The sequence below is a fragment of the Cryomorphaceae bacterium genome, assembly GCA_007695365.1.
GTDB lineage: Bacteria > Bacteroidota > Bacteroidia > Flavobacteriales_D > SKUL01 > SKUL01.
In genome coordinates this window covers 1-20,293 of sequence record REDV01000092.1, presented here as the reverse complement: position 1 = coordinate 20,293, position 20,293 = coordinate 1, and the positions used below count along the sequence as shown (strand labels likewise).

Below are 20,293 nucleotides of genomic sequence, written 5' to 3'. Positions count from 1 at the left end.
AATGAGTTTGGTTGGCTTTATGCTTCTTGCTTTGGCCAAATATAGCAAAACACGTATTGAAATCTATTGGCGTTTAATTCAAAATCGGCCATCCAAAACAACTGTTCCACCAAAAATATCAGGTCAAGCTAATCAAAGCCTATTTCAAGACGATTATAGCAGACTACATCATACCACAATTACGGTATTTCAGAACCTGCACATACCCCTATCTTTGCAGCTCAAAAAACAATACAATGCGTTTATTCCTAATCGCCTTATTGGCATTTTCCATAGCTGCGTGCAACGAAACCCAATCTGAAAGCCAAGAACAAAGTGCTACCGAACAAGTGGTTAATGTGTATTCGCATCGCCATTACGAGGTAGATCAGGTCATTTTTAACCGTTTCGAGTCCGAAACCGGTATCAGGGTAAATGTAGTAAAAGCCGGAGCTGACGAACTTATTACCCGCCTTGAGAACGAAGGTGCAAAATCTCCGGCTGATTTGTTGGTGACTGTAGATGCCGGCCGCCTGGTGTTGGCAAAAACAAAAAACCTGCTTCAGGCTGTTTCCTCGCCCAAACTGGAACAAAACATTCCGTCATATCTGCGCGACTCCGAAAACTACTGGTTTGGGCAAACTGTGCGCGCCAGAATGTTGGTATATGCCAAAGACAGGGTGAAACCCGATGACCTTTCTACCTATGAAGCCCTCACTTCAGAAAAATGGAAAGGCCGCATCCTGGTGAGAAGCTCGGATAATATCTACAATCAATCGCTGCTTTCGTCAATGGTGGCGCACGGAGGAGACGAAGCTGCCGAAAATTGGGCCCGCGGCATTGTGAACAATCTGGCACGTAAACCCAAAGGAAATGATCGCGATCAGGTGATTGCCATTGCGTCCGGACTGGGGGATGTTGCCATTGTGAACAGCTATTACCTCGGTAAACTCATTCAGAGCGATGAACCCGGAGAGCGTGCTGCTGTAGAGAATATCGGCATTTTCTTTCCCAATCAGAACGACCGCGGCACGCACATCAACATCAGCGGCGCAGGTGTTACCGCCCATGCACCCAACCGCGAGAATGCCGTTAAGTTGCTTGAATTCCTCTCCAGAGACGATATTCAGGAGCTCTTTGCTGAGGCCAACTCAGAGTACCCTGTAAAGCCCGGTGTTCCTGTATCAGAATTGCTTCAATCATGGGGTGAGTTTAAACAAGACACGATGAACTTGAGCCTATTGGGCATACACAACTCCCGGGCAGTAGAAATTTTTGATCGTGTCGGCTGGAAGTAACGCCATCCTCTCCTCTTACCGCCGCATAACGCGCTTGTTTGTGGCACCGGGCTGGCTGCTCACATCAGTGCTGCTGGGGATCATTTTTTCCATTCCTCTTCTGCTTGTGTTGCTGCGCATGTTTCTGCCCGGCACACCAGCCTGGCAGCATATTGTAAACAACCTGCTTTTTCAGTACACGGCCAATTCCATATTGCTTTGTGCGTTTACCGGTGCCATTGCGCTGGTGTTGGGAGTAGGAAGTGCATGGTTTATCAGCAGATATGATTTTCCTGCAAAAGGATGGCTTTCATGGGCCCTCATTCTGCCTCTTTCGCTCCCATCCTATATTGTAGCGTACAGCTATGCCGGCATCCTATCGTTTACCGGGCCTATTTACGGAACACTGCACCTATGGGGTGGACCTGAACTAGCTCAGTCACTTTACTTCGACACGATGAACATCGGCACGCTTTCCATCACCCTAGGACTGGTGTTATTTCCATACGTGTACCTACCCGCAAAGGCTGCATTCGAGTTGCAGTCGGCATCCATATTTGAGGCTGCCTCGTCCTTGTGCAACAAGCCTTTTCGCATTTTCTACCAAATTGCCCTGCCATTGGCAAGGCCGGCCATAGCCGGGGGCTTGTTTCTGGTAATGATGGAAGTATTGAACGATTACGGAGCCGTAAAGTATTTTGGAATCAATACGTTTACCACCGGCATATTCAAGGCCTGGTTTTCATTGGGCGATTTGGAAGCAGCCATCAAACTGTCGGCTGTGCTCATGCTGGTTGTGGGTCTGCTTTTTCTGGTTGAAAAGCGAATTCAACGCTCGCGCTTTGCGAGCAATACCGGACTCAAAAAAAGTGCATCGCTCAAAGTAATCGGACCCCGCAAATGGCTCTTCACTTTAGCGTGTTTGGTTCCTTTTGCCTTTGGTTTTCTTATTCCATTCTTGAAGATTGTTTCCGATTCATGGATAACATGGCCACGGATGGAGGGCACCCGCTTCGGTGAAATTGTGTGGCATTCGGTGAGCCTCGCCTTACTGGCTGCTACGCTGATTGTGGTGCTTTCGCTGGTATTTATCTACAGCAGCCGGATTAACCGGACGCTTGCAGGCACATTGGTGAAAAGAGTGGTTTCATTGGGCTATGCTATTCCCGGGGCTGTGATTGCCGTTGGCGTAATGGTAGCAGCCGCCGGAGCAGAGCACTTTCTGGAATCTCTTGCCCATGCACTCGGTTCGGTGCACACACAAATCCTGTTTACGGGCACCATTGCCGCGCTGGTGTATGCTTATCTCATTCGGTTTATGGCCGTATCAGTTAATCCGCTGGAGGGCAACTTTGAGCAGCAGTGCAGCAATCTTGACGAGGCGTCGCGGTCGCTCGGAAAAGGACATTTGTACACACTTTTTCGCGTGAATATTCCCGTATTGAAACCCGCTATTCTCGCAGCTTTTCTCTTGGTTTTTGTGGATGTGATGAAGGAACTTCCGCTCACATTAATTTTAAGACCCTTTAACTACGATACGCTCGCCACCACAGCTTTTGAGTATGCCAACGACGAGATGTTGCGCGAGTCGGCACCTGCCTCTTTGCTGATTGTGGTTTCGGGAATTGTTCCCATCTTGCTCATCCATCACCTTATCAAGTCCAAATGATACCTGCACTGGAAGTAACAGGAGTTAGTAAGTCATTTGCAGGCAAGGAGCTGCCGGCAGTGCATGGAGCAAACATCACCCTGGACAAGGGTAAGGTGCTGGGTCTGCTTGGAGAAAGCGGCTGCGGCAAAACCACGCTGCTGCGGATTATTGCCGGCTTTGAAGTACCCGAAAAAGGTGTGGTTCGGGTAGATGGAACCACTGTAGTTTCGGAGGAGGTGATGGTACCTCCCGGTGAACGGAATATCGGAATGATATTTCAGGATTTTGCGCTGTTTCCTCACCTCACGGTCATGGACAACATTCTGTTCGGGGTTCGCGAAAAAGACAAAACCCGCAGGCGGGAAATTGCCCGCCAGATGATTTCACTCACCAATCTGGAGGGGTTGGAATCGCGAAAACCCGGTGCACTGTCCGGCGGTCAGCAGCAACGTTTGGCACTTGCGCGCTGCATGGCTACTTCACCGCGTTTGTTGTTGCTCGACGAGCCTTTCAGCAACCTGGACGTTACCCTGCGCAGCCAGCTCAGGCAACAGGTGCACGATTTGCTTCGCACTACGAGAACTGCAGCGGTACTTGTTACCCACGACATTCAGGACGCAGTTGCTCTTTGTGATGAACTGGCTGTGATGAAAGACGGACAGATTCTGCAAAAAGCACCCTTCGAAAAGATTTACAACGAGCCGGTGAATGAGTACGTTGCCAAATTAACAGGCCCTGTAGTTGAACTCGGAAGCACGGTAGCCGGAAAGAAAATCATGATTCGCCCTGAGAAACTAAGCGTAAGGGGAAGCGAATCAAAAATGAGGGCGCAGGTGCTCGATCGTCGGTTTGAAGGAACCAGTTATGCCTATTTGCTGAAATCAGGTAACTTTGAGTTTATCTTCAGGGAGCAGGAAGTTCTGCAACCCGGGAGCGAGGTTAACCTGTTTTACGATGACAAACACTTACTCCGATTCTGACATTCCAAGGAACAGACTCCGCATGATTGAAGAAATGCTGGAGACCAACCCTGATGATTCCTTTCTGCGCTACGCCGCTGCGCTCGAATACCGCAAAGCCGGCGAAATGAAACGGGCGCTCCAGACCCTCCAAAATCTCGTTGCCCACGACCCTGACTACCTGGGGAGCTATTACCAACTCGGCAAACTGCTCGAAGAGTCAGGCGATGCAGACGAGGCCATGAAGGTGTACCACCGCGGATTGACCATCGCGCAAAAAAAACAGGATGCAAAAACACTAGGCGAATTGCAGGAGGCCATTATGCTCCTCGAGGACTAAGAACCAACTCCCTCGTGATTCGTTATTTTTACGACCCATTAACAAGCCATCAACCATGAGAAAAACAGCTTTGCTGGCCGTTGCGCTGGCAACACTATACGGATGCGCCACCACTGCGGTGTACGATCAACACGAAGAACTGCTCGAGCTCACCGGCGAAATGCTGTTTGAAGGCTCCAACACCCTTCAGATGCCCGCCAATCTGAACCTCGACCAGTTGGCAAAGGCCACCGGAATCGAGAAAAGCAAAATCAAAACAGTGGGTATTGCGGAAGCTACGCTGGAGATGGGTACAGAAGATGCGGCCATTACCGAAAGTCTCTTGCTGCAGGTGGTGAGCAACAATCACAGTCTTTTGACCATTGGAACGCTCAGCCCTTTGCCTGAGGGAACCCGATTCAAACTCAGCCTCGCCGAAAAAATGAACCTGGTGCCCTACCTGAACGATGAAGGAACCACCTGGGTGCTGGATTTAAACATCAGTGAAGACCTCATGGACGACATGACTGTGGCAGGAAAATTGCGTTTCAGTATCCATCACAACGAATAACAACAAATACCCAAACCCATGAAATCTGTACTTCCCATCACATTAATCACTTTTTTGTTTTCGCTTTTCGCCGGAACCGCAGTGGCTCAGGCTGAGGCAGATCAACTCACCGGAGTATGGCAGCCCAGCGACGGGCGCAGTTACATCAAAATTGAGAAAATCGGGAATAAATTCTACGGAAAAGTGGTTTGGCTCAAAGAACCGCTCGACGAAAAAGGCAACCCGCGCGTGGATGAAAACAACCCCGACAAGTCGCTGCGTTCAACTCCACTTAAAGGATACCGGGTACTGAAAGATTTTGTGTTTGATGAGAAAGACCAAATCTGGAAAGACGGTACCATTTACGACCCCAAAAACGGCACCACCTACAACTGCAAGATTGAACTGGTGGACGAGAACAAAATTGAGGTGCGCGGATATGTGGGTACCGCAGTTTTTGGCCGCACCGACGTGTGGACCCGTCTCAAGAAAAAAGGCGAGTAAGCAGTTACGGGCTCATGTAGCTGATGCCTACGCTGATGTATGGCGTATTGCGCAGCTCCGTTTCCAGAAAGTACGGTGTATTGTCACCAAAGAAGCGGAGAAAATCTCCTCCCTGGTCAACTCCATAACTCCAGTTTACGCGGTAACCTGCATCAAGCGTCAGCCAGAAAAAGCCCACGATTGAGCGCTGAAATGTTAAGCCGAGTCGCAATTCCGAGCGGCGCAGTTCTACATTTCGGGCGCTACTCAGTAAATCGTTAAAGCCCGGCAATTCACCTTGCTGGGGTATCCCAAAGGACTGGGCATAGGCATCAAAACTGTTCAGGCTGTAGCTGGCACCCGTTGCGTTAAAGCCAAGCAAAAGCACAGACAGGCTATTGAACCTGTAGCGCAAGGCACCCCGCGCGGGCAAAAGCGCCTCTATTCCCCATTTCTGGTTCTTGAAAGTGTGGTAGTAATAAACAACCGGTACGTAGTTGAGCGATCCACCGATGTAGGTGCGAGACAGTCCAAAAGCATACATCAAACGGTCGTGCGGCTTCCATCCGAATAGCACAGCGGCAGGCATGCGAACCGAACCGAAGACATCGCCGGCATCATTAAAAACATAATCGCCGTTTACTTCAGCACCTACCTGAGCCAGAATAAAATGACGGTCGTTCAGCGGCTTAAACACCGTACCCATCACTGCTGATCGGGTCAGTCCGTGGCGGCCAAGGCTTTGCATCAACGGGTGGCTGTCGTTGCCGGAAAAAGCATACGACTGATGATGAAAAATGGTGTTGAGGTTGATAAGGATGTTGTTTCGGGAAACGATGGGAAAATTTCCCTGGAAATTGAAAGCCTGCGAGGGTGAAATCCCGGCTGTTTGCTCGGGAAAAAAACCTTCTCCTCCGATGGGAGGCATCACGGATAAATCGTGCGGAAACTGATAGTCGTAATTAAATCCAACGAGCGTTGTTGGAATCTGCCCCAACACCTTGTTGTTGCAAAAACTCTTTGACGGAGGTGCCGCCAATTCAAACTCCGAAAAATCAAAATCATCATCGTCGTCATCCTCTACCTGGGCAAAAGCAGGCGTGATGAAAAGCAACATCAAAACAGCGGAAAGGTATTTAGCGAACATAGTTTGCATTTTGGGTCTAAAAATAACAGCACTTTCAAGCAACAACAAGAACCGCCACAGGTTTCGCAGCAAACTCACAATCCCTCTTGAGGCTTGTTTCGCGTACTGATCACAATAACCAGCACGGCAGTCATAAACATAATCAGGCTGTAAATGGCGCTCGGAATGGTCATGGTTGAATTTTTAAGCAATGTAGCAGCCACAAAAATACCGAGTGTACCGTTTTGTATGCCCGATTCAACACTGATGGTAATACGCTGCTTTTTACTCAGCATAAAAACAGTAGCCAGCACATACCCAACAAGCAACATCCCAAGATTCAGCGCAAGTGTTGCCGGCCCCATTAACCGGAAGAATGCCACCAGGTTCTCGCGCTCTTTTACCATGGCAGCGATGATGATGAGGGCAAGAAATACGGCCGACATCCACCGCACGGGTTTATCGGCGGCATCGGCCCAACCCGGGCGCTTTTTCCGGATATACATTCCAATGGCAACAGGAATCAGGGTGATGACAAAAATCTGAGCAATGGTTTTTACCACCGGTAGCATTACGCTTCCCTCTTCACCAAAATAGCCTATGGAGAAATTCACAATCAACGGGATGGTTACCACGGCCAGCGTGGAAGATACCGCGGTGAGAGATATGGACAAGGCAGTGTCTCCCCGGCTGAGGTGCGCAATCAGGTTGGATGTTGCGCCTCCCGGACATGCCGCAATAATCATCAGCCCAACGGCCAAAGCACCCTCCAGTTTAAAAAGCGAAACCAGCAGGAAGCCCACCAGCGGCAGTAAAATCAATTGGCAAATGATGCCAATCGTTACCGCTTTGGGATAAGCCACCACGCGCCTGAAATCACCGGGCGTAAGCGAAAGCCCCATGCCAACCATGATAAAGGCAAGCGCAAGTGGCAAAAAAACAGCGGTTAAGATACTTTCTTCCATACATCACTTTGATTAGTGCCCGGCAAGATAGCTAAATGGAGGAAAAACCTCTTTGAGACGGTGCGGTTGTTCTTCCATATCCCCATCTTTGCACTACTATGTTTCAAGCCGCTACCATTCAGTTTTTACGCGATCTCAGAGAAAACAACAACCGCGACTGGTTTCATTCGCAGGCAAAGCGCTACAACGAGGTTAAAAAAGACTACCGCAAAGTTGCCGGAGAAATACTGGAGGCGATGAAGCCTGTGGACCCCACCCTTGCCTCTGTGGAAGTGAAAGAATGTATGTTTCGCATTGCGCGCGACACCCGCTTCAGCAAAGACAAAACGCCTTACAAAACTCATCTTTCGGTGGTGCTTCCGTGCCTGGGAAAAAAGGCGGGCATGGGTCACTACTACCTTCACATGGAAGAGGGCGCAGCGTTTATTGGCGGTGGCTATTACCTGCCTGAGCCGGCAGCGCTTCAGAAAATTCGTGCCGAGATTGATGCTTTTGGAGAAGACCTTGTTGCCATCGTCAACAAGCCGGCATTCAAGAAGATGTACGGTGAACTCGACAAGGATTTTGTGCTTGTTCGCCCTCCTAAAGGCTATGAGGCATCGCACCCGCACATAGAGCTACTCAAACTCAAGAGTTTTACAGCCGTTGCGCCGCTTAGCGACGATTTCTTCTCCAAGGCCGACATGGTGCAAAACACGGTTGCCATGTTCAAAGTGCTGAAGCCCCTGATTGATTTTTTGAACCGTGGCCTGCAGGCCGAAGAGGAAAGCTGGGAATTGTAGGTACCCGGACGAAATCTAACGATTGATTTCAACCGGCTCCAGTTTGTGGAGCGTTTGCACCCATCCATCGTAGTCGAGTTGCTGATCAGGATGCAGCTTTGACAGCGCTCTGCTTATGCGATCCAATTCGCGATTGAACATGTTTCCTACCACCGCAGATTTTTCCAGCGGAATACCGTGAACAAGCATTCTGTTACAAAATTCCGTACGGAGAACAATCTCCGTATCGGTTTTTCCGGAGTAACGAACATATCGGTTGAGCATGCGCACCAGCCGCCGAAGTCCTTTTCGCGTCCATGTTATGTTCTGTCTGTTCAGACCTTCGAACCCCTCGTCAAGTTGGTGGCAAATGGCGCTGATGTAGGCATCCTCATTGTTACCAAAAACCAGCAGGTAATGAAGCAGCTCTTTGTTGTCGCGGCTAAACCTCCCCAATCTATCGAGCAGTTGATGCAATTCCTCAGCACTGAGGTCTTTCCATATTTTTCGCAATTGAGGCAGCGACGATGAGTTCATACCGCGAAAATAGCCAAAAGCCTCACCATTGATCAGGTGATATTTCGGAAGAGCTCTGAAATGATACTACCTTTGCAGCCTCGCACACGGCTGAAGTGCGAACACGCGAAAAAGACAAATTTCCCATTGCATTCCGAACGTGCACCTATGATTTTCCGAACAGTTGTTGACGCCCCTAAGTATCCTTTTGCCCTTGAGCCCGGTGAGGGAATTGTGCATCTGGGTTCGTGTTTCAGCCAGCACATGGCTTCTCAACTAAGAAAACATCTTTTCAGGGTAGCTGAGAATCCATTTGGAACCAGCTTCAACCCCGTTTCCATTGCACAACAAGTTGAAAAGCTGCAATCGCCTACGCCTTACAAACCCCATGAGCTAACTTTTCACCGCGGACTGTTTTTCAGTTTTGACCACTACAGCGTTTTTTCACATCCCGACAAGGACCAATGCCTGGCAGGAATCAACCGGAGTCTCTCAAGAGCGGGCAGGATGCTGATTTCCGGAAAGTTGCTGATGATTACCCTGGGAACAGCCCATGCCTGGAAACACAAGAAAACCGGAAAGTTGGTAAACAATTGCCACCGGCTTCCCGGAAACGAGTTTGAACGCATCCTTTTATCGGTGCAAGAAATCACCAAAGAGCTAACCAAAAGCCTGTTGCTGCTTCAAAAAACCCACCCACACCTGCATGTGCTGTTATCGGTAAGTCCGGTAAGGCACTGGAGAGACGGAGCCATGGGAAATCTCAGAAGTAAATCACACCTGATTGCCGCAGTGCACCGCGTGGTGGAGGAAGTAGAGCAAGCCCACTACTTTCCATCGTACGAGATTATGATGGACGACCTGCGTGATTACAGATTTTACGCAGACGACTTGCTCCACCCCAACGAACTCGCTGTTCAATACATTTGGGAGGCTTTTGCAGCGTCGGTACTCAGTAAAAAAAGCCGTGAATGGATCAAGGATTTTCAGCCATTGCTGTCGTTCGTAAACCACCGACCCAACTGGCCCGACAGCCCGGATCATGAGGCCAATAAGAGGAAGCACAACACCCTGTACCGCACGCTCAAGGCCCGGTACAAAGAAGCAGATTGGGCGGCTTTTGGTGAATGAAAGGCGCAAAGGCAATCTTCCCGGCCGTTCAGCTATCCGCGCGGCGCATAAAGAACTCTTCGAAGCGGGCTGTATCGGCCTCTACTCCTTCAATGCGCACGTACAGTGAGTCGTCTCCTCTGAATTCGTAATGAATAAGCTGCGGAAAATCATGCTGCGGATTCTCAAAACGGAAGTGATTGTTTGAGAAAGTAGTAAGCTCAAAATACACCGGCCGGCTAAAACTGGCACCTCCGAGGGTCACTCCGTAGTACCAGCGATTGGCCCGCGGGGCGATTTCAAGGTGCTCTATCCACACGGTATCCCGGCCTTCGAGCACAACACCGGTACCTTGCCAGCCCTTACCGGTGTGTTTCCAAACCTCATGAAAAGCGTTCTGTGAGGAGGTATCTACCCACTCACCCACCAGTTTTTTAAACTGATGCACAGCCGTTGCAGCCGGTTCATCAGCTTTTTTCTCTTCGGGCGCCGTGCAAGCAAACAGCAGTACCAAAGGAAGTAGCAGTACCGTTTTCACCCCGTAAAAGCAGCTTTTCATTTTCGTTACTTTTGGCAGACCAAAGTAGTCACTTCACACCAAATAAAAAGGCTTATGCCAACCGGAAAAGTAAAGTTTTTCGACACCGCCAAATGCTTCGGATTTATTGAATGGGAAGGCGAGGAACTTTATGTTCACGCAGGAGATTTGATTGACCTCATTAAAAAGAACGACCGTGTATCGTTTGAAATTCATGAGGAAAACAGTAAAAAAAGCGCCTATGATGTGCGCAAAGTGAAACACGGCTAATCCCACGGGGTGACGAAAAACTTCATTCATATCGGCATGCCGCGCACGGCCACTACCTTTTTTCAGAGGGTGGTTTTTCCGGAGTTCAGGGCGCTGAATTATGTCGGATTGCCTTTTACGCAGATTAACCCCTTGTTTCAAAACCTGATGTATGAGGATGACAGCACTTACCAACCTTCGGCGCTTCGAAGCTGGGTGCAAAGCCATGGCAATCAACCCTTGCTTTTGAGCAACGAAAACTTCGCAGGCCAGGCGCTCTACTGGCATTACGGCAACCGGACGAGAATTGCCACTCGACTTCAGCAGGCAATGCCAGACTCCACCGTGTTGCTCTTCTTGCGCAACCAGCCGGAGTTGCTGAAATCCATGTATCTCATTGCGCTTCAAGACAAGGAGACGTGCTCGCTCCACGATTTTGTTCGATTTGAATCACCTGTTTATCAACCTGAAAGCTACAGCAGTCAGCCGGCGGTTGATTTGTTTGACTGGGCGAAGTTCGACACCTATCACGCCTGCGAATTTGCCCCGGGGTATCGCTATCTACCTATGGTGAAATTGTACAAATCGCTTTTTCCAAGCGTGGAGGTTTTTCTCTACGAGGACTTTAAAAGCAATCCGCAGGAAGTATTGAGGCGATTGGAAGCTATTTTTGAGCATCAGCTGGATGAGAAGGTTCTTGAACAAATTTTGACCACGCAGCCCCTGAATCAGGGTGTGGATGAATGGCAGGCAAAGAAACTTCGAGCGCTGAACCGATGGTATCCACTGGCTGAAAAAAGTCGCGTGGGAAGGGGAATTTATCATCGGATGAAGCGCAGGATTCTGGCTGGTTCAGGAGGAGAAACGCCCGTTGAATGGACCCCTTCGGACATGGAAAAATTCAAATCGCTGTTTGCGGATGACAATCGGGAAATTCACTGGAAGTATCCGGAGATTGGGATAAATCGGCATGCAGGGGCTTACCTCTTTGGTTGAGTCAAACAATGCTGCCGTAAGTTTTAAACCGAAAATATGCAATGGCAGGAGCCAATTGCATAATTTGGGATAAACACCTCCCGATTTAGCCATCGGGAACGCTATATTTGTTTCCCCTCAAAAATCAACAGGTTCACATGGAGAATTTTGTAGTATCGGCGCGAAAATACAGGCCCCAAACTTTTGATACTGTGGTTGGTCAACGGGCAATTACCGATACCCTCCGCAATGCTATTGAGCAAAACCATTTGGCGCAGGCTTTTTTATTTTGTGGTCCGCGAGGTGTGGGAAAGACCTCATGCGCGCGAATACTTGCCAGAGAAATCAACAAGCACACAGCTGGTCAAAAAGGCATCAATAAAGACGAAGATTTCAGTCTGAATATCTTAGAGCTCGATGCGGCTTCGAACAACTCAGTTGAAGACATTCGCCAGCTTACCGACCAGGTTCGCTTTCCACCCCAGGTTGGTACCCACAAGGTTTACATCATCGACGAGGTGCACATGTTGTCGCAGCAAGCCTTTAACGCCTTTCTGAAAACGCTGGAAGAGCCCCCGGCACACGCCATTTTTATTCTGGCCACTACAGAGAAGCACAAAATTCTGCCCACCATTCTTTCGCGCTGTCAGATCTATGATTTTCAGCGAATCACCGTGCTGGACATCGCCGATCACCTCGGTGAAATTGCCGAAAAAGAAGGGGTAAAAGCTGAACCCGAGGGATTGAGCGTGATTGCCGAAAAAGCAGATGGAGCGATGCGCGATGCGCTGTCAATGTTCGATCAACTGGTAAGTTTTAGCGGAAACAACCTCACCTATGAGGCGGTGATTGAGCACCTCAATGTGCTGGATTACGATTACTACTTTTCGCTGACAGACCTTATCGTGGAGCGCAACATTCCCGAAACGCTGCTGGTGTACAACCAGATTTTAAGTAAAGGTTTTGACGGGCACAACTTTGTGCAGGGTTTGGCGCAGCACGTGCGCAACCTGATGGTGAGTAAAAACCCCAAAACGCTGATTTTGATTGAAACCAGCGATCGCATTCGCGAACGCTACCGCGCTCAGGGCGAAAGCCTCAGCGTGAGAATGCTGCTTAAGTGCCTCGAAATTCTGAACGAGGTAGACGTACAATATCGCGGAAGCAAAAACCAACGACTTCTTGTAGAACTTGCCCTCATCCGAATGTGCGCCATCGGGGTTGAAAAAAAAAACAACCTTGAGATAGGATCTGAGTCCAAAGCGGCTCCAGGCCATTTATCCGGTGGGGTCTCCTCCCACCCACCCACCCCGGAGCCCCCACCTCCCTCAACCCCCGTTTCCGCATCACCAGCTTCACCTGCACCCCCTGCCCCTCAGCCGGAACCACAGGCATCTACACCGAAACCACCGGCGGAAGAAACAGTACAAGAACCGTCAGCCCCTTCCAAAACCGAGGAAGTACCCGTTGCCGAAAAAACGGAAGAACCACGACCCGTACTCCCGGAAGCAGCTCAATCCCCCGAAGTAAGTCCCGAAAACGTAAGCCGTCGCAAGAAGATCCTGCGCAACTACCAGTCAACCTCGGTGTCCATCACCGCCGGACTGGGAGGCTCGCTTTTTCAGGAACCCGATGCGAATGAAGCAGATGAAGCTGAGGACGAAGCCAGTCAGGAACCTCAACTGCGCGAAGAGTTTAGTGAGGACGACCTGAAGCGCGTATGGAGAAACCTGGCAGAAATGATGAAAGCCCGCGGACGCGAAAGTCTCTTTGCCAGCCTTACGCTGCACGCTCCGGTAATGGATGAAAACAAACACATTACCCTAAAAATCGCCAATGCCGCGCAGGAAATTGAAATGAATCGGGAGAAAGGAGAGATGTTGGAATACCTGCGCAAGGAGTTGCGAAATTTCGCCATTGATCTGGACTTTGAACTCTCACAAAACAACCAGCCAACCAAGTTAATGACCACTGATAAGAAATTTGAAGCCATGGTGCAGAAAAATCCCAACCTTGGCAAACTGGCTCAAAACCTGAACCTGGATATATTTTAATCATCACAACACAAAAACCATGAAGTACATTTTTCACCTGGCAGCTATGCTGCTGGTTACGACGCTCTTTTGGTCTTGCGAACCGACAGAGAAAGAAACCACTACACGCTACAAGTACAAGTATAAAACCGTTGAGGGTGACCCCCTTGGCACCAAAATCTACACGCTCGACAACGGCCTGAAAATCTACATGTCGGTAAATCGCGATGAGCCGCGCGTGGTTACGCAGATTGCGGTTCGCACCGGAAGCAAGCAAGATCCCGCCGACGCAACGGGGCTGGCCCACTATCTGGAGCACATGCTCTTTAAGGGGACGTCGAACTACGGCACCAAAGACTGGGAGGCCGAAAGTGTGTTGCTCGACCAGATTTCAGATCTCTACGAAGAACACCGAAACACGACAGACCCGGCTCAGCGCAAGGCAATTTACGCCAAAATTGACAGCATTTCGGGCGCAGCAGCACAACTGGCCATTGCCAACGAGTACGACAAGATGATTGGATCTTTGGGTGCACAGGGAACCAATGCTTATACCTGGTATGAGCAAACGGTTTATATCAATGACATCCCCAGCAACGAACTTGAAAAATGGGCCATGGTTGAAGGCGAGCGCTTTCGCGAACTCGTTCTGCGCCTGTTTCACACTGAGCTTGAAGCAGTGTACGAAGAGTTTAATCGTGCACTCGACAGTGACTTCCGTCTATCCTACTACGCCATGATGGAGGAGCTTTTTAAGAATCACCCATACGGAACACAAACCACCATTGGTACCAGCGAGCACCTCAAGAATCCATCCATGGAGAAGATTCACGAGTATTTCGCTGCGCGCTACCTGCCCAACAACATGGCCATTATTTTGAGCGGTGATATTGACCCCGATGAGGCGGTAGATGTAATCAAGCGCTACTTTGGCGACTACGAACCCGGTGAAATTCCGGAATTTGCGTTTGAAGAAGAAGCTCCTATCACCGAGCCCATCGTGCGTGAAGTAAGTGGCGTTGAGCCCGAGTTTGTGACCATTGCCTACCGCTTGCCCGGTATTCACAGCGAAGAAGCACTGAAGCTGCGCGTGATGGATGCCATCCTGTCTAACGGAAAAGCCGGACTCATTGACCTCAACCTCGAAAAGCGCCAGAAGGTACTTCGCGCTTCTTCGTCACCCACCTCTTTTACTGATTACTCCATCTTCACGTTGAGTGGAAATCCCCGCGACGGGCAAACACTCGACGAAGTGGCCGAACTGCTTCTGGAGCAAATGGAACTGATTAAAAGCGGCGACTTTGATGACTGGATGGTTGAAGCGGTTATTCGCGACATGAAACTCAACGAATTGCGCGCAAGCGAGTCGAACTGGGCACGCGCAAGCAAAATGACCAACAGTTTTGTGTACCACCAGGAATGGCAGGATGTAGTGAACGAGTTCAACCGCATGGAGCAGATTACCAAAGACGATATTGTAGCCTTTGCCAACCAATGGTTTGGTGAGAACTATGTTCAGATTAACAAGGTAATGGGCGAAAATACAGCTGTGAAAGTTGAGAAGCCGCAGATCACCCCCATTGAGATTGACCGCGAATCGAAGTCGAATTTCTATGTGCAGTGGGATTCTATTGAATCGCGCAGAATCAAGCCGGTGTTTGTAGATTACCAGCGCGATATCAACCGTGCAACGCTCGACAATGGCCTGGAGATGTACCACGTGCAAAACAAGAACAACGAGCTTTTCAGCCTGTATTACATTCTGGACATGGGTAGCGACCACGATTTGGAAATGGCGTTGGCCATCAGCTATCTGCCCTATTTGGGCACCTCGCAGCACAGCTCAGAAGACCTTCAAAAAGAGTTTTTTAAACTCGGATTAAACTTTGACGTGTTCAGCAGCAGAGACCGTGTGTATGTGACCCTCAGCGGATTGAATGAGTCCTTGCGCGAAGGAATGGAACTTTTTGAGGAAATCCTCGCAGATGTGCAGCCCGACGAAGAGGCGCTCGAAAACATGATTTCGGATGTGCTGAAATCCCGTCAGGACAACCTGCGAAGAAAGGGCAGGGTCATGTCGGCACTGGTGGAGTACGCAAGCTACGGCGAGAACTCCCCGATGCGTAATTTCCTCTCCGAAGAGGCACTGCGTTCGCTGGACGCCGGGTCACTCACTGAAAAGATCAAGCAACTCACGTCCTACGAGCACCGTGTATTCTACTACGGGCCGATGGAAACCAACAAAGCCAAGGCTCTAATTGCCGAAATGCACCCCATAGCTGACCAGTTGCTTCCTTACCCGGAGCCGGTAGAATTTACAGCGCTTGCGGTTGAAAACGACAAGGTTTTCTTTACCGATTTCGACATGGTACAAAGCGAGATGAGCCTGGTAACCCGCGGATCGGTATTCAACAAGGAGCTTCTTCCGGCAGCCAGCCTGTTCAATCAATACTTTGGTAGCGGGCTAAGCTCCATTGTTTTTCAGGAAATTCGCGAATCGAAGGCCCTGGCATACTCTGCCTACGCCTTTTTCTCTACGCCGCAACGCGCCGATGAGCATCACTTTGTTCGCGCCTACGTGGGGGCTCAGGTTGACAAGCTTCCTGAAGCCTGCAATGCCATGCTCGATTTGATGAATGACCTTCCGCGCTCGGATGTGCAGTTTGAGTCGGCAAGAGATGCAGCTTTGAAGCAAATCGAAACCAACCGCATTTCGCGCAGCAACATTTTCTGGAGTTATGAATCTGCGCGTAAACTCGGTTTAGACTACGACCGCAGAAAGCCACTTTACGATGCATTGCAAACCATCAGCTTCGATGACCTTCAGACGTTTTTTGACGCTAATATCAAAGGCAATGCCTACAACTACTGCGTAATTGGTAACCGTAAATTGGTGGACCACGACGTCCTGAAAGAGCTCGGAAAATACAGAGAACTTTCACTCGAAGAACTTTTTGGATACGAAGCCAAATCATCGCCGCGCAAGCCCATCGGCCGGCCTGCCATGCAGTAAGCGGTGAAACAATATCCTTTCCTAAAAGCCGGTACCCTGCGTACCGGCTTTTTGTTTGCTACGAACATTCGTGAGGTCTGCGGGTTTATTGCTCAAACTAATTCTGCAATGAAAACCATACTCGTTGTTGGCGGAAGCAGTGGCATCGGAGCTGCTGTATTGGAGCAGCACTGCAAAGACCACCGCTGCATCAACATGAGCCGGAGGGAGCCCGCTGCGCATCTCGATGTGGACCACCACACGGTGGACGTGCTCACGGATGACCTTCCGGAAATTGAAATGCTCGACGGGCTTGTGTACTGCCCGGGTAGTATCAACCTCAAACCCGTAGCCTCCTTTAGCCACGAAGACCTTGAACACGATTTTCGTATCAATACCTCCGGGGCATTCCGGGTGCTGAAGCACTACCTGCCCGCACTGAAGAAATCACAGCAGGCCAGCGTGGTACTATTCAGCACGGTTGCCGTGGGAAAAGGCATGCCATTTCACGTATCTGTAGCCACCGTAAAAGCCGGAGTGGAAGCCATGACCCGCACCCTTGCTGCAGAATTATCGCCGGGAATTCGCGTAAACTGCATTGCCCCATCCCTCACTGAAACGCCACTGGCCGAGCGCCTGCTGCGCAGTGACAGGCAGCGCGAAAATGCCGCGGAGCGCCATCCCTTGAAAAGAATAGGTCGGGCGGAAGACCTCGCGAACTCCGTCCGTTTTTTACTAAGCGATGAGTCATCCTGGATTACCGGGCAGGTACTTCATGTAGATGGCGGATTATCTGTTATTCAACCCTAAAAAATAAACCTATGTTCGGACTATTTAAAAAGAAATCACCGGTAGAAAAACTCGAGGAGCGCTATCGTAAACTGTTGGAAGAGTCATACGAGCTCTCGCGCATTGACCGCAAAAAAGGCGATGCCAAGATGGCCGATGCCGAGGCCGTGCTGAAAGAGATCGATGCCCTGAAAAACCAGTAACGCCGCACAAATGAAAATTTACCGCTTGTACCGAAAGCAGTTTCTGCCCATTTCGATGGAGGAAGCCTGGGCCTTTTTCTCCAATCCGTCCAATCTGGCCAAAATCACGCCTCCTCACATGGGCTTTGTCATTCGCTCGGGTGCTGACAAGACTATGTACGCCGGTCAACTGATTACCTACACCGTGAAACCATTTCCTGGTGTACCGCTTACATGGGTAACTGAAATTACGCAGGTAAACGAACCGCATTTTTTTATCGACAATCAAGTTTTCGGCCCCTATTCTCTGTGGCATCACCAGCATTTCTTTAAGCCCGTGGAGGGCGGAATTGAAATGGAAGACATTGTACACTACAAAATTCCGCTGGGCATACTGGGCCGAATCGCTCATGCCTTGTTTGTGAAACGCCAGTTGAAGCAGATTTTTGATTATCGCGTAAAAGTTCTGGAAGAGCGCTTTCCAAAGTAGAAACGGATTGGAGGCTGTTTGCTACATTTGGCGGTAAATCCGGTTTTATGAAATCACACTTCCTCGCACTTACATGTTTGCTGGCCACTATTGTCGCTTCAGCGCAAGACAGTAAAATTCAAATCGGCGTTGAATACGGATATCTATTGGGTGTACACCCCCAAAATCTGGGATCTGACATCAGCGGCGCAGGGGCAGGCATCAATATTACTGAAACGGCCATAACGGGCAGTTTCGGGCGCGGCATGAGCCCTGGCATTTTTATGGACTACTACCTAACTGAGCATGTGGCCATTGGATTTTCTGCAGACTATCACTTTGGCTGCCTGATAAACAGCGGTGGCGGAAGTCTGGCCGGCCTTGGGAGCCTCACGAGCGAATCTCGCTCGCAGTGGTTGCGCATAGCTCCACGCCTCTCCTTTCAGATGCCTGTGAGTGACAAATTTCACCTCATTGCACGTGCCGGAGCCGACTTCACCCCTATATCCAACATAAGAAGGACTACAAAAGGTACGCTTGACTTTGAATTACCGGGCGACATACCCTTTCCGCTCCCGGGCATTGACCTGAGTGGCGAATTCACGGAAGACTGGCGCGGCCGTTTTGGTGTAGGTGTTCAGTTTCAGGTGGGCTTTGGGATGAAAGTGAGCGACCTGATAGACCTCAACCTATCACTGGACTACCGGGGCTATACATTTGTTGCTGCTTCATCTGAAGTGAGTGATTTCCAGCTCGGCGGCTTCAACCTCCCGGGGTTTCAGGACCCGTATGACACACAGGTAAACTACGTGAATGAGCTTAACGCTACGTCGAACAACGAGGCTTACAATGACAATGTAAACCGCAATCAGCCGCGTGAAGAGCTTGCAGAACGCTTTAACGCCTCTGCTCTTGGTGCCAGAATAAGCTTGGTTTTCAAACTATAGCAAACCAAGTAAGCCTTTTTCGAAACTTTTTTTGACACGGGTGTAACCTTCGGGAGGAAAGATGCGTATCAAGACGCGTATCTAAATCGAATTCCGTGAAAAACACTTTGACCATTGCGTTCGTGATTGCAGGCCTCACCGGCCAAAGCCAGTCAGACTTCGTAAGGATTTACGACGAACTCACCGATAACACCTCTAACGCCTACGCGATTACTACTACTTATGATGGTGGATTTGTGTGTATAGGCAACAACAACGGAGAAGTGGACCCTGACATCTTTCTAGTGAAAACCAACGGCGAAGGTGCCGCGCAGTGGGCCAGACAGCTCAACGGAGCAGAGCCTTCATTGGATTTGGCGCTCGATATTATCCCTACCCGCGATGGTGGATACGTATTTTGCGGAAACTCCGCCAGGCACCGTATGATTTCAAAAATTGATGCCGAAGGCCAGGACGTTTGGACCAGCCACTTTGGCAATGAAGGCAAGGACTCCTACGTATCTGTGATTGAAACACAGGATGGCGGTTTTGTAGCTGTGGGCGATGGAATGGTTGTAACCAAACTCGACGCAGACGGCAATGAGCTTTGGACCCGCAACAAGCCCACCCAGCACAAGTCTTCATACCGATCGGTGCATGAGCTACCCAACGGAGACCTTCTCTTTGGAGGGTTCTTCACAGCAAAGGATATGGGCAAGGCTACCTCAGTACTGGTAAAATCCGACGCCAACGGAAAAGCCATTTGGGCCAAAACGTACGGTCCGGGCATTATCAATGACATTGACACCGATGCAGAAGGAAACATCTGGGCAGCCGGCTCCGTGGGATTTGCAGTGCCTGTGGTTCAAAAGATTGATGCCGAAGGAAACGCAATCTGGGAAGGCGTGTACGAAGAACCCCACATCGGAAGCGCTCATAGTATTGTAGTGAAGGATGTGAATGAAGCGTATGTATTTACCAGTGGAGGATACATTCGCATCAACGGAGAGGGGCGTTCGCAAGAACACCAATCCACCATGGCCTTCGGCTTCAATGACGGACTGCTCACCAGCAATGGGGAAATGGTTATGGCCGGTTTCAGCACTCAAAACGTAGGCATTTACGAGAAGTTTGCCTTTATGAAACTCGGTCCCGGAGGGTTTCCTGCCCCGAGCGCTGCGAAATAGTATTTTCAGTTCATTTTCTGAATCCGCACGCTTTGCTGCTCGTTGTGCATACTTGCTTGCAGCACGTACATGCCGGCGCTTAAACCCCGCCAGCCATCGGATAGCTGAATCAGGGTTCTGCCCTCGCCCACCGAAGTTTCGCGCGAGTGCACCAAACGCCCGCTGAGGTCATATACGCGTATCGCCATGTTTCCTGACTTAGGGGACGATACCAACAAGTTTACCTCGTTGTGGAAAGGATTTGGAAAGCTGTTGAT

The 20,293-nt window shown here is 49.9% G+C and carries 22 protein-coding genes; 17 read left to right on the top strand and 5 right to left on the bottom strand.

All coding sequences use genetic code 11. The features are described from left to right. The first annotated feature begins 236 nt into the window (after window positions 1-236). From EA392_08820 to EA392_08795, 6 genes are read left to right on the top strand one after another with little or no spacing between them, the layout of a single operon-like run. Window positions 237-1,277 carry a Fe(3+) ABC transporter substrate-binding protein gene (locus tag EA392_08820; GenBank protein TVR38567.1) on the top strand — a complete coding sequence of 347 codons (1,041 nt, stop codon included), beginning with the start codon at window positions 237-239 and terminating at the stop codon, window positions 1,275-1,277. Beyond that, window positions 1,261-2,925, top strand: a complete 1,665-nt coding sequence (locus EA392_08815; protein ID TVR38566.1) for an iron ABC transporter permease — start codon at window positions 1,261-1,263, stop codon at window positions 2,923-2,925. The genes EA392_08820 and EA392_08815 overlap by 17 nt, the downstream gene beginning before the upstream one ends. Next, entirely contained in the window at window positions 2,922-3,887 is a 966-nt protein-coding gene (locus EA392_08810) for an ABC transporter ATP-binding protein (protein ID TVR38565.1), read from the top strand. The genes EA392_08815 and EA392_08810 overlap by 4 nt, the downstream gene beginning before the upstream one ends. Beyond that, window positions 3,862-4,206: a tetratricopeptide repeat protein gene (locus tag EA392_08805; protein TVR38564.1), complete on the top strand. Its 345-nt coding sequence runs from the start codon at window positions 3,862-3,864 to the stop codon at window positions 4,204-4,206. The genes EA392_08810 and EA392_08805 overlap by 26 nt, the downstream gene beginning before the upstream one ends. Before the next feature lie 55 nt (window positions 4,207-4,261). Then, entirely contained in the window at window positions 4,262-4,756 is a 495-nt protein-coding gene (locus tag EA392_08800) for a hypothetical protein (GenBank protein ID TVR38563.1), read from the top strand. An 18-nt stretch (window positions 4,757-4,774) separates the two neighbouring features. Continuing rightward, a complete protein-coding gene (locus EA392_08795) occupies window positions 4,775-5,239 on the top strand; it encodes a DUF2147 domain-containing protein (GenBank protein TVR38562.1) in 465 nt (154 codons plus the stop codon). A 4-nt stretch (window positions 5,240-5,243) separates the two neighbouring features. Here the strand turns inward: EA392_08795 and EA392_08790 are convergent, their stop codons facing one another. After that, on the bottom strand, window positions 5,244-6,443 hold the full coding sequence (locus tag EA392_08790) for a hypothetical protein (protein ID TVR38561.1): 1,200 nt from the start codon (window positions 6,441-6,443) through the stop codon (window positions 5,244-5,246). Next, the gene (locus EA392_08785) at window positions 6,440-7,309 is read right to left on the bottom strand and encodes a bile acid:sodium symporter family protein (protein TVR38560.1); all 870 of its coding nucleotides are present in this window, start codon (window positions 7,307-7,309) and stop codon (window positions 6,440-6,442) included. Before EA392_08785 ends, EA392_08790 begins: the two co-directional genes overlap by 4 nt. Before the next feature lie 98 nt (window positions 7,310-7,407). Here EA392_08785 and EA392_08780 point away from each other — a divergent pair, with 98 nt between their 5' ends. Next, window positions 7,408-8,091, top strand: a complete 684-nt coding sequence (locus EA392_08780; protein ID TVR38559.1) for a DUF2461 domain-containing protein — start codon at window positions 7,408-7,410, stop codon at window positions 8,089-8,091. Between the two features lie 15 nt (window positions 8,092-8,106). On the opposite strand, the gene EA392_08775 is transcribed toward EA392_08780, so the two are convergent. Continuing rightward, on the bottom strand, window positions 8,107-8,607 hold the full coding sequence (locus EA392_08775; protein ID TVR38558.1) for a hypothetical protein: 501 nt from the start codon (window positions 8,605-8,607) through the stop codon (window positions 8,107-8,109). A gap of 60 nt (window positions 8,608-8,667) precedes the next feature. Here EA392_08775 and EA392_08770 point away from each other — a divergent pair, with 60 nt between their 5' ends. Beyond that, window positions 8,668-9,717 (top strand): hypothetical protein, encoded by a 1,050-nt coding sequence (locus EA392_08770; protein ID TVR38557.1) that lies wholly within the window; start codon window positions 8,668-8,670, stop codon window positions 9,715-9,717. 28 nt (window positions 9,718-9,745) lie between these two features. Here EA392_08770 and EA392_08765 read toward each other — a convergent pair whose 3' ends face one another. Beyond that, the gene (locus EA392_08765; GenBank protein ID TVR38556.1) at window positions 9,746-10,255 is read right to left on the bottom strand and encodes a hypothetical protein; all 510 of its coding nucleotides are present in this window, start codon (window positions 10,253-10,255) and stop codon (window positions 9,746-9,748) included. Between the two features lie 54 nt (window positions 10,256-10,309). Between EA392_08765 and EA392_08760 the strand changes: the two genes are divergently transcribed. From EA392_08760 to EA392_08720, 9 genes are all read left to right on the top strand, one after another. Then, the gene (locus EA392_08760; GenBank protein TVR38555.1) at window positions 10,310-10,504 is read left to right on the top strand and encodes a cold shock domain-containing protein; all 195 of its coding nucleotides are present in this window, start codon (window positions 10,310-10,312) and stop codon (window positions 10,502-10,504) included. 36 nt (window positions 10,505-10,540) lie between these two features. Further along, window positions 10,541-11,479, top strand: a complete 939-nt coding sequence (locus tag EA392_08755; GenBank protein TVR38554.1) for a hypothetical protein — start codon at window positions 10,541-10,543, stop codon at window positions 11,477-11,479. A gap of 137 nt (window positions 11,480-11,616) precedes the next feature. Continuing rightward, window positions 11,617-13,512 (top strand): DNA polymerase III subunit gamma/tau, encoded by a 1,896-nt coding sequence (locus tag EA392_08750; GenBank protein TVR38553.1) that lies wholly within the window; start codon window positions 11,617-11,619, stop codon window positions 13,510-13,512. A gap of 19 nt (window positions 13,513-13,531) precedes the next feature. Beyond that, the gene (locus EA392_08745; protein TVR38552.1) at window positions 13,532-16,504 is read left to right on the top strand and encodes an insulinase family protein; all 2,973 of its coding nucleotides are present in this window, start codon (window positions 13,532-13,534) and stop codon (window positions 16,502-16,504) included. A 108-nt stretch (window positions 16,505-16,612) separates the two neighbouring features. Then, window positions 16,613-17,293, top strand: coding sequence for an SDR family oxidoreductase (locus EA392_08740; protein ID TVR38551.1), 681 nt, complete (start codon window positions 16,613-16,615; stop codon window positions 17,291-17,293). 11 nt (window positions 17,294-17,304) lie between these two features. Then, a complete protein-coding gene (locus EA392_08735) occupies window positions 17,305-17,475 on the top strand; it encodes a Lacal_2735 family protein (GenBank protein TVR38550.1) in 171 nt (56 codons plus the stop codon). Between the two features lie 10 nt (window positions 17,476-17,485). Continuing rightward, complete coding sequence (locus EA392_08730; GenBank protein ID TVR38549.1) at window positions 17,486-17,944, top strand: cell division inhibitor; 459 nt, start codon at window positions 17,486-17,488, stop codon at window positions 17,942-17,944. 47 nt (window positions 17,945-17,991) lie between these two features. After that, window positions 17,992-18,870: a hypothetical protein gene (locus tag EA392_08725; protein ID TVR38548.1), complete on the top strand. Its 879-nt coding sequence runs from the start codon at window positions 17,992-17,994 to the stop codon at window positions 18,868-18,870. 95 nt (window positions 18,871-18,965) lie between these two features. Continuing rightward, window positions 18,966-20,036, top strand: coding sequence for a hypothetical protein (locus EA392_08720; GenBank protein ID TVR38547.1), 1,071 nt, complete (start codon window positions 18,966-18,968; stop codon window positions 20,034-20,036). 5 nt (window positions 20,037-20,041) lie between these two features. Here EA392_08720 and EA392_08715 read toward each other — a convergent pair whose 3' ends face one another. Further along, window positions 20,042-20,293: a T9SS C-terminal target domain-containing protein gene (locus EA392_08715; GenBank protein TVR38546.1), complete on the bottom strand. Its 252-nt coding sequence runs from the start codon at window positions 20,291-20,293 to the stop codon at window positions 20,042-20,044.

Coding starts and splice junctions, on each gene's coding strand:
- EA392_08820 (TVR38567.1), top strand. CDS start 237: ATGCGTTTATTCCTAATCGCCTTATTGGCATTTTCCATAGCTGCGTGC.
- EA392_08810 (TVR38565.1), top strand. CDS start 2,922: ATGATACCTGCACTGGAAGTAACAGGAGTTAGTAAGTCATTTGCAGGC.
- EA392_08805 (TVR38564.1), top strand. CDS start 3,862: ATGACAAACACTTACTCCGATTCTGACATTCCAAGGAACAGACTCCGC.
- EA392_08800 (TVR38563.1), top strand. CDS start 4,262: ATGAGAAAAACAGCTTTGCTGGCCGTTGCGCTGGCAACACTATACGGA.
- EA392_08795 (TVR38562.1), top strand. CDS start 4,775: ATGAAATCTGTACTTCCCATCACATTAATCACTTTTTTGTTTTCGCTT.
- EA392_08785 (TVR38560.1), bottom strand. CDS start 7,309: ATGGAAGAAAGTATCTTAACCGCTGTTTTTTTGCCACTTGCGCTTGCC.
- EA392_08780 (TVR38559.1), top strand. CDS start 7,408: ATGTTTCAAGCCGCTACCATTCAGTTTTTACGCGATCTCAGAGAAAAC.
- EA392_08775 (TVR38558.1), bottom strand. CDS start 8,607: ATGAACTCATCGTCGCTGCCTCAATTGCGAAAAATATGGAAAGACCTC.
- EA392_08770 (TVR38557.1), top strand. CDS start 8,668: ATGATACTACCTTTGCAGCCTCGCACACGGCTGAAGTGCGAACACGCG.
- EA392_08765 (TVR38556.1), bottom strand. CDS start 10,255: ATGAAAAGCTGCTTTTACGGGGTGAAAACGGTACTGCTACTTCCTTTG.
- EA392_08760 (TVR38555.1), top strand. CDS start 10,310: ATGCCAACCGGAAAAGTAAAGTTTTTCGACACCGCCAAATGCTTCGGA.
- EA392_08755 (TVR38554.1), top strand. CDS start 10,541: ATGCCGCGCACGGCCACTACCTTTTTTCAGAGGGTGGTTTTTCCGGAG.
- EA392_08750 (TVR38553.1), top strand. CDS start 11,617: ATGGAGAATTTTGTAGTATCGGCGCGAAAATACAGGCCCCAAACTTTT.
- EA392_08745 (TVR38552.1), top strand. CDS start 13,532: ATGAAGTACATTTTTCACCTGGCAGCTATGCTGCTGGTTACGACGCTC.
- EA392_08740 (TVR38551.1), top strand. CDS start 16,613: ATGAAAACCATACTCGTTGTTGGCGGAAGCAGTGGCATCGGAGCTGCT.
- EA392_08735 (TVR38550.1), top strand. CDS start 17,305: ATGTTCGGACTATTTAAAAAGAAATCACCGGTAGAAAAACTCGAGGAG.
- EA392_08730 (TVR38549.1), top strand. CDS start 17,486: ATGAAAATTTACCGCTTGTACCGAAAGCAGTTTCTGCCCATTTCGATG.
- EA392_08725 (TVR38548.1), top strand. CDS start 17,992: ATGAAATCACACTTCCTCGCACTTACATGTTTGCTGGCCACTATTGTC.